The organism is Herbaspirillum chlorophenolicum (assembly GCF_001189955.1).
GTDB classification, from domain to species: domain Bacteria; phylum Pseudomonadota; class Gammaproteobacteria; order Burkholderiales; family Burkholderiaceae_D; genus Herbaspirillum; species Herbaspirillum chlorophenolicum.
The window spans coordinates 1-8,829 of the sequence record NZ_LFLT01000081.1 but is presented as its reverse complement, the minus strand read 5'-3'; the positions used below and the strand labels follow the sequence as shown (position 1 = coordinate 8,829).

Genomic DNA, 8,829 nt, shown 5'->3' with positions numbered 1-8,829 from the left:
TTTCGTCGCCTATGCGCTGGGTGAGAAGGCGCCGGACAACAAGCCGATGCTGAAGTACATCATCAATGAATCGAGCTGCAGCGTCGGCCTGAACAAGGGCGAAGAGGCCCTGCTGGCCAAGGTCAACGAAACCATCACCGCAGCCAAGAAGAGCGGCGAACTCAACACGATCGTCAAGAAGTGGCTGAACGTGCCACTGCCTCAGAAGATGGCGACGACCTTCCAATGATGTGCCGATGTTTCTGACGCAATAAAAAAGACGGTGGGCAATCCCACCGTCTTTTTTACTTCCATAGCATCAGGGCCTTCCCCCGGTTCATACCGGCATCCGGCATCGCCCCATCCTGGCAATCGACAGGCGCGCACTCAAACGGCAACATCCATCGGGTCGCTCCAGCGGGCCTTGATCTCAAGCACCTCCGGCAAGCATTCAATGAACAGCGGCACCAATTCCGGATCGAAGTGCTTGCCGCTTTCGCGCTGAATCAACGCCAGCGCATCTTCCACCGACCAGGCGGATTTGTACGGCCTTTCGCTGGTCAAGGCATCGAACACATCGGCGATGGCGATGATCCGCGCTGCCTGCGGGATGTCGTTGCCGGACAAGCCATGCGGGTATCCGCTGCCGTCCCATTTCTCATGATGGTACAGAGCGATGAGCTTGGCCGTCTTCAACAGGCCGGAGGCGTGCTCGCCGATAATATCGGCGCCGATGCGCGCATGCTGCTGCATGATGAACCACTCTTCGGGCTCAAGCTTGCCGGGCTTCTGCAAGATCGCGTCGGGAATACCGATCTTCCCCACATCATGCATCGGCGCCGCATGCAGCAGTTCTTCCGCTTCGGCCTCGCCATATCCAGCGCGCAGCGCCAGGGTTTTCGCATAATGGCTCATGCGGATGACATGCATGCCGGTCTCGTTATCCTTGTATTCGGCGGCCATCCCCAGGCATTGCACAACCTGCAGCCGGGTCTCCCGCAACACATCCAGCTGCACCAGCGACAGCTGGCTCTTGACGCGCGCCTTGACGATCACCGGGCTGAACGGTTTGGTGATGTAGTCCACGGCGCCGAGGTCAAACCCCAATTGCTCATCGGATACCTGGTTCAATGCCGTCACGAAAATGATCGGGATCGCCTGGGTTGCCGGCGCGGCCTTGAGCGCCTTGCAAACGTCGTATCCGGACATGCCCGGCATCATCACATCCAGCAGGATCAGGTCGACCTTTTCCGCCTGCGCCAATTGCAGCGCCTTTTCCCCGTCCTTGGAAAACAGCAGCCGATATTCGTCCTGCAACGTGTGCTTCAATACCTGCAGGTTGGTCGGCTCATCATCTACCAGCAAGATACATTTGCGTTCTTCGTTTTTCATGGCCTTGCACTCTTCGACACTGTCTCTCCCGGCAATCGTCCCGATCGCCGGGAGAGAACTCATTTCATCAACCAGGCCGGGGGGGCGTTCATGTCACTCCCTCGGCAACCAACAAATTCTTATACGGAAGACTTCTGTTCCGCCTTGAGCGATTCCATCAATTTTTTGAGCTGTTCACTGGCGCTCTCAAAATCAAACGACTCGATGGCATCGTGGATCTCATTGCGCAGTTTCGCTTCGCCATTTTCAAGAAGCCAGTTGCTTATCTTGTCGAAATTATCCTCATCCAGTTCGCCATGCTGCAGCCTTCCGCTGAGTTTTTCCAGCGACGACACGATATCGGCCGGGTCCACCGGGCTGCTTGCGGCCGCCGTCATCTGAGAAGAAGACCACTCCTCTTCCTGCAACAGGGTCTTGACCAGGTCCAATTGAATCCTTAACGCTTGCAACTGCTGGAACCACGCCGACGACGGTGTGGCGGTTCCCTGTTCGAGAATCCCGCTCAGGTTCGCCACGGTAAGCAGCCCCAGGTTGGCGGCGGCCCCGCGAATGCCATGCAGGCTTTTGGCCGTCAGCGCCCAGTCCACCGATTCAACGGCGGCGCCCGGGGCCGGCAGCGGATGGCGCGCCTCCATATCGGCCAGGAAGCGGAAAATGGCTTCAGCCATGCGCTCCTTGGTGCGCCACAACAGTTCTCCGCGGGCCCAATCGATGACCTTGTCCTGGCCATCCTGATGGCCGACCGCGATGTACTCGCCGGGCGCCACTTTCAATACGCGCGCAATTTCAGCACGGAGTTTGGGAATATCGAAAGGCTTGCTGGCGAAGCCATTCATCCCCGCCGCTTGCGCGGCCTTCCGGTCCGACTCCATTACGCTTGCGGTCAGCGCAATGACCGGGGTCTTTTCGCGCCCTTGCCTCGCCTCTTCCACGCGAATACGGCGGGTGGCTTCGAGGCCGTCCACATTCGGCATGTGGACATCCATCAGAACCAGATCGTAGCGGTCCGCAAAAAACATCTCGATCGCCTGCGTCCCGTCATTGGCGGCCGTCACCGTATGGCCGGCTTCTTCAAGCAATAGCGTCAGCAGCTCCACATTCTGGGGAACGTCATCGGCAATCAGCACATTCAAGGCAGGCAGCCTTCCAATGCCCAGGGCATTCGCCCGAAACGCCGGCTTCTCGCCGGGCGCCAACGAAAGCGTCACTCTAAAGACGCTCCCTGCCCCCAGCTGGCTTTCGGCGGAAATTGTCCCATCCATCAATTCGATCAACTGGCGCGCAATCGTGGTTCCCAGGCCTGTGCCGCCAAAGCGGCGGCTGATGGAAGCATCGGCCTGGGCGAAGGGATCGAAAATGCGGCTTAGCTGTTCCGGCGTCATGCCGATGCCGGTATCCCACACTTCGATGCCGATCCGGTCGCCGACCTGGGCAATGGCGATGCGCACGCTGCCTTGCTGGGTAAATTTGATCGCATTGCCGACCAGGTTGGTCAATACCTGCTGGATGCGCAGCGGGTCTCCCTTGAAATATTCCGGCACGCCGCTGGCGTAATCGAGCACCAGGTCCAGCCGCTTCTTTTCGGCATTGAGCCGCAGGGAGGTCACGATCTGTTGCGCCACTTCCTGCAGGGAAAAGTCGATATGCTCAAGCGTCACGCCGCCCTTTTCCAGCTTGGTCGTATCCAGGATGTCGTTGAGCAGGCCCAGCAACGAACGCGCCGACTGGTGCACCGTCGTCAAATGGGCGCGTTGGGTGGCGCTCAAATCGCTCTTGAGAAGCAACTCCGAGAAGCCGATGACGGCATTCATCGGCGTGCGGATCTCATGGCTCATATTGGCCAGGAAGGTGGTTTTGGCTGCCGCGGCCTGTTCCGCCTTCTCCGCCACTTCGCGCAACGACGCTTCCAGCGCCCGGCGCTCGCTGATGTCGGTCACAAAACCGACGAACAGGGGTGTTCCCGGCAGGTCGACTTGCCCCACGGCCAGGCGCACCGGAATCAGTTTTCCGTTCTTGTGCAAGGCGATCACCTCGCGCCCCTGGCCGATGACCTTGGCAAATCCGGTGGTCAGGAAATTGCGCAGGTAGCCGTCGTGGCTGGACTGGTCCGGTTCGGGCATCAGCATCTTGATGTTCTTGCCCAGCACCTCATCGGCCGACCAGCCGAACAACCGTTCTGCCGAACGGTTCATCGCTTGCACCGTGCCCTTGCTGTCGATCGTGATGATCCCGTCGACGGCCGTCTCGACGATGGCCCGGATGCGCGACTCGCTCTCTTTCATCATCTGGAACGTTTGCTTGTAACGCATCATCCCGTTGGCCGCCGTCACCAGCACCGTCACGGTAATGGTGAACATGGAAAGCGCCAACGAGGCAAACGTCGTGCTGATGAGGAGCCCGCCCTGCTGGGCGCCGGCCGAACCGATGAAACGGGCCGCGCTCATGCCGGTGTAATGCATACCGCAAATCGCCAGGCCCATGATGGAGCCGCTGGCGATCAGGCGGGTGATACGCCGCATCCTGATGCCTTGCAGCTTGAAGCGCACACCCAAAGAGATGGTCGCCAGTACGACGGCAACCAGAATGGACAGGGCAAAATACAGAGGGTCGTAACGCAATACGGCCGACATCCGCATGGCGGCCATGCCGGTGTAATGCATGGTGCCGATGCCGGCCCCCATCAGCACGCCGCCCGCCAGAAGCTGGGCCATCGACACCCTGGCCCGGGACAGCATACTCAGCGCCACCCATGAGGCGGCCAGTGCCGGGATGATCGACAACGCCGTGATGCCCAGGCTGTAATCCACCGACAGGCACAGATCGAAAGCCAGCATGCCGATGAAGTGCATCGTCCAGATGCCGCCGCCCAATGCGATGGCTCCCGTCGCGATGGCAACATGCCGGTGCAGCCGCTGGGTGGAATGCCTTGCCACATAGGCGGTTTGCAAGGCCATGGTGGCCGAAAATATCGACACGAACAACGACAGCAGTACCAACCCAGGACTGTAAGTGCCTTGCAGAATATCCCCGCCATCCAAGGCACTAAAAAAGAAATTTCCCATCCGCCATCTTCCCCGACACATCAAAAGTTCACATATTTTGTGACATTCTATCCATTAATTGCCCACATTCCGGTTCTGTATCCATCTCGCATCACTTGCCTTCCGGGCCATTTTCTCGCCAATTGAGGAGATCCATACCTCAGTGCCTTAAGGCGAAGCGGCAGCCATGCAATTCTGGCAATAACGCAGCCCCGCTCCGGCCCTGGATTAAAATCCAGGCTGCCTCCGGCCTTGCGTACCCAAAATAATGAACAAACTGAACGCCGCTCCCGCATCCCTGCCCCCGCACACCAGCGATACGCCGATCCGCCGGCGCTCTTTGATCGCCGCCTGCAGCGCCCACGCGATACATGATGGCCTCACGGACGTCATCTATGTCTTGCTGCCGATATGGCAGGCACAGTTTTCCATCAGCTACGCGTTAGTGGGGCTGTTGCGCGGATCTTATTCTGGAGTGATGGCCGGGCTCCAGCTATTGGCCAGCCGGTTCGCAACCCGCTGGGGGAGGAAACGCGTACTGGTGGGCGGAACCGCATTGGCCGGCATCGCCTATCTGATCGCCGGCCAGGCCGGCGGTGTCGCCATGCTGCTGGCCGCGCTGATGATAGGCGGCCTGGGCGCCAGCACCCAGCATCCGCTGGCCTCGTCCATCGTCACCGATACGCATGAAGCCGGCGGCGGCGTCAAAGAGGCGCTCTCCCAATACAATTTTGCCGGCGATATCGGCAAGACCCTGATCCCCGGACTCATTGGCTTGCTGCTCGTGGCCGTCAACTGGCAGACCGGCGCCACGCTCCTCGGACTCATCGGCCTTGCGTTCGCGGGACTGCTCTGGTGGCTGATCCCGGCCCACGTCGACCGCCCGCCGGTACATGCGAAATCCGTCAAGGCAAGCACCGGGACAGGCTCTGCCAGCGGTATGCGGGCACTGCTGATGACCGGCACCATCGATAGCGCCGTCAGAATGGGATTTCTCACCTTCCTGCCCTTCCTCCTGAAAAGCAAAGGCGCCGGCACGGCCAGTATCGGCGTGGCGCTGTCGTTATTGTTCGTCGGCGGCGCTTTCGGCAAATTGTTTTGCGGCTATCTCGGCGCACGCATCGGCATGATGAAAACGGTGTGGATCACGGAATCGGCAACCTCGCTGTGCATCCTGCTGGCAGTGTGGCTTCCGCTGTTCGGACTGATGGCGATGATGCCGTTGCTGGGGCTGGCCTTGAATGGCACCTCCTCGGTGCTGTATGGCGTAGTGCCGGACCTGGCCGCACCGGGCAAGCGCGACCATGCCTTCGCCCTGTTCTATACCGGGACCATCGGCGGCGGCGCACTGTCGCCGATACTGTTCGGACGGCTCGGCGATATGGCGGGCGTTTCCACCGCGGTAATGATGCTGGCGGCAATCTTGCTGCTCACCCTGCCATTGTCATGGAAGGTCAGACAAGGACTCGCCAGCTGAGGAAGGGCCGGTGGCGGACATGCATTGCACTGCTTCGCGGCGGATCGAAGCGTTATTTTCTTAATTATTTCCGCCTGGATATACCGCACATGCTACGTGCCCTCTCTCCTCAAAAAAACCGCCCGGTTTCTCACTGAGCGGCAAGCCGGCAAGAACGACCGCACTATTTGAGACATGTTCGTGCGAACCTCTTCGATCGGCCTCCATTGGACATGACTTTCGGATACTTCTCAGGCATGATTCGAAAAATAAAAAATAGGCCATAGCGCAGCACCACGCACCTTGGCCATAACGAGAGCCATGTCCCCGTCTTATTTTTATATGTTTCCGAATCCCAATGCGGGCATGTCGGGTGGACTGCCTGTTCGTGACAAAACATTCTTTATCGCGGGGGCCTTGAAGAAGGCCATTGGATGTACGGCAGCATGCCTTTAAACAACAATCAGATGCACCGGTATTTTTTATCGTACTAAGCAAATTTCCCCAGAAAATTGCGTGTGCGCCGTAAGGCTCAAGCAAGCTAATTCAAGAAAAATTGGTTACCTGACATAGCTTCCACATTGCAGCACGGGCATCGAACCGCCTCCCGTGGCCGGTTCGATTTCCATATGCGTTTGGTACTTTTTCTGCCCTGAGCAAGCAGTCGAAGTCAGGATGCAATTGGGAAAAACCACAAAGGAAAAATCCCGGCACATCTGAGTTAATGGGGGAATGAGGAAAAGCCTCAACGTTAAGAACAACCTCAAATGAAAATGCCAGCACATCTGAGTTTTGTGTAGCGACATCGGGTGGGGGCATCCCATATGATCCATTGCCAACGCAGCAATGTTCCGTTCATGTATTACTGGTTCGACGGTAAGACCACAATCAGTGTGGAAAACAACTATGTCCGTGTCTATCAACAATATCCCTGCGCCTCCAAACAATCCGAAGGAATATTTTCCGTCACAGCAAACAGGAAACGGCGCCTTGCTCGAACGCAGCTCGCGCCATTTCCATGAACAGGCGCTGGTTGGCATCTACGTGGTCGATGCGGCCGGCTACGTCCGCTATGCCAATCCCAAAATGGCGGACATCCTTGGTTACGATCATGCGGAGGCAATGATCGGATTGCCGTTTTCGGAACTGGTCGCACCGGAAGATCTGGCGCAAGTGCAGGCGCACCATCAGCAACTACGGGACGGCGCCCGCAACCATGTCCGCCATACCCGCCGCATGGTCAGCCAGAATGGCGCCCGGCGCTGGATGGACGTACATGGCAGCGTGGACGAATTCGAAGGCGGTACGGTCCTGATTGAAATGGCGCTTGATGTCAATCAGCAAGTGCAGGCTGCCTGGCATTCGCGCCTGGCCGACCGGGTGTTCGAATCGGCCAGCGAAGGTATCCTCATCACCGATGAAGAATTTCGCATCCTGACGGTCAACCCGGCCTTCACCCGGATTACCGGCTACGGCATCGATGAAGCGATCGGCAAGCATTCGCGCATGATGACCGGCCCCAGCTCCCGCACCAACGTCAACCGCAGCATGCTGGAACAGCTGGCGTCCATCGGCAATTGGCAAGGCGAAATGATGGACCGGCGCAAGGACGGCACCTGGTATCCGGCCTGGCTGTCGATCTCGACCATCCGCGACAACCACGATGCCATTTCACATTATGTCGGCGTCTTCACCGACAACACCATCCGCAAGGAAGCGGAAAACAAACTGGCCTACCTGGCCGAACATGACAACCTGACGGGACTGTTCAACCGCAATAGCCTCATGCGCACCCTGTCCGAGAAGATCGGCAGCGCAGAACAACACGGTGGGAATCTGATGCTTTTTTTCATCGATTTCGACCGCTTCAAATCCGTCAACGATACGCTGGGCCATCACTTCGGCGACCAATTGCTGGTTGCCGCGACCGAACGGCTGCGCCGGCAACTGCGGCAACAGGATGTGCTGGCGCGCTTTGGCGGGGATGAATTCATCGTGGTGCTGGATGACGCCGCGTCGGAAAACATGGCGACCGAGTTGGCGCAGCGCCTCATGAGCAACATGGTCGAACCGTTTTTCATCAACGGCCACAAGATATTCATGAGCGCCAGTATCGGTTGCGCGATCTATCCGCAGCATGGCAAGGATGCCATGACCATACTCAAAAACGCCGATATCGCCATGTACCGCGCCAAAGAACGCGGGAAGAATGCCTTCCAGTTATTTAACAAGGAAATGAGCGTGCGCGCGCTGGAGCAGATGCTGTTGGAAAACAGCTTGCGGCACGCCCTGGAACGGCAGGAGTTCGAACTTTTTTACCAGCCCCAGCTCTCCGCCGCGGACAACAGGATCTGCGGCATGGAAGCGCTGGTGCGCTGGCGCCATCCGACCCGCGGACTGACCGCGCCGGGACTGTTCATCAGCCTGGCCGAGCAAACCGGACTGATCGTTCCGATGGGCGACTGGATTTTGCGGGAAGCCTGTAGGCAAGGCAAAGCCTGGCTGGATCGCGGCTATCGTTTTGGTCGTATCGCCGTCAACCTGTCGCCGTGCCAATTCCTGTCCGACGACCTGCCTGCCGCCATCGATGCCGCGCTGGCGCAAAGCGGCCTGCCGCCATCCATGCTGGAGCTGGAGATCACCGAGAGCGCCATCATGCAAAACCAGCAAGCGGCGACGGCACTGCTCAAGCGCATGCGCGAACTGGGCGTGACCATTTCCGTCGACGATTTTGGCACGGGTTATTCATCCCTCGCGAGCCTGAAGCAATATCCGCTCGATACGCTCAAGATCGACCGCAGCTTCGTCAAGGACATTCCCTATGACGCCGACAACGTTGCCATTACCGAAGCCATCATCGCCATCGCGCACAAGCTGCGCCTGCGGGTCGTGGCCGAGGGCGTCGAGTCGGAGGAGCAAAATGCCTTTTTGCGTTCGGCCGGGTGCGATGTCATCCAAGGC

The 8,829-nt window shown here is 58.5% G+C and carries 5 protein-coding genes; 3 read left to right on the top strand and 2 right to left on the bottom strand.

From position 1 onward, the window contains the following. On the top strand, positions 1-229 hold a 229-nt coding region (locus AKL28_RS22595; protein ID WP_156226450.1), incomplete at its 5' end, for a transporter substrate-binding domain-containing protein. A gap of 137 nt (positions 230-366) precedes the next feature. Here the strand turns inward: AKL28_RS22595 and AKL28_RS22590 are convergent. Both AKL28_RS22590 and AKL28_RS24135 read right to left on the bottom strand, forming a co-directional pair. Then, positions 367-1,371 carry a response regulator gene (locus AKL28_RS22590; protein ID WP_050470553.1) on the bottom strand — a complete coding sequence of 335 codons (1,005 nt, stop codon included), beginning with the start codon at positions 1,369-1,371 and terminating at the stop codon, positions 367-369. A 119-nt stretch (positions 1,372-1,490) separates the two neighbouring features. After that, on the bottom strand, positions 1,491-4,325 hold the full coding sequence (locus AKL28_RS24135) for an MHYT domain-containing protein (protein WP_231602632.1): 2,835 nt from the start codon (positions 4,323-4,325) through the stop codon (positions 1,491-1,493). A 355-nt stretch (positions 4,326-4,680) separates the two neighbouring features. Between AKL28_RS24135 and AKL28_RS22580 the strand changes: the two genes are divergently transcribed. Next, on the top strand, positions 4,681-5,889 hold the full coding sequence (locus tag AKL28_RS22580) for an MFS transporter (RefSeq protein WP_050470552.1): 1,209 nt from the start codon (positions 4,681-4,683) through the stop codon (positions 5,887-5,889). A 969-nt stretch (positions 5,890-6,858) separates the two neighbouring features. Continuing rightward, positions 6,859-8,829, top strand: a 1,971-nt coding sequence (locus AKL28_RS22575; protein ID WP_231602630.1) for a putative bifunctional diguanylate cyclase/phosphodiesterase, incomplete at its 3' end; no start/stop codon positions are given.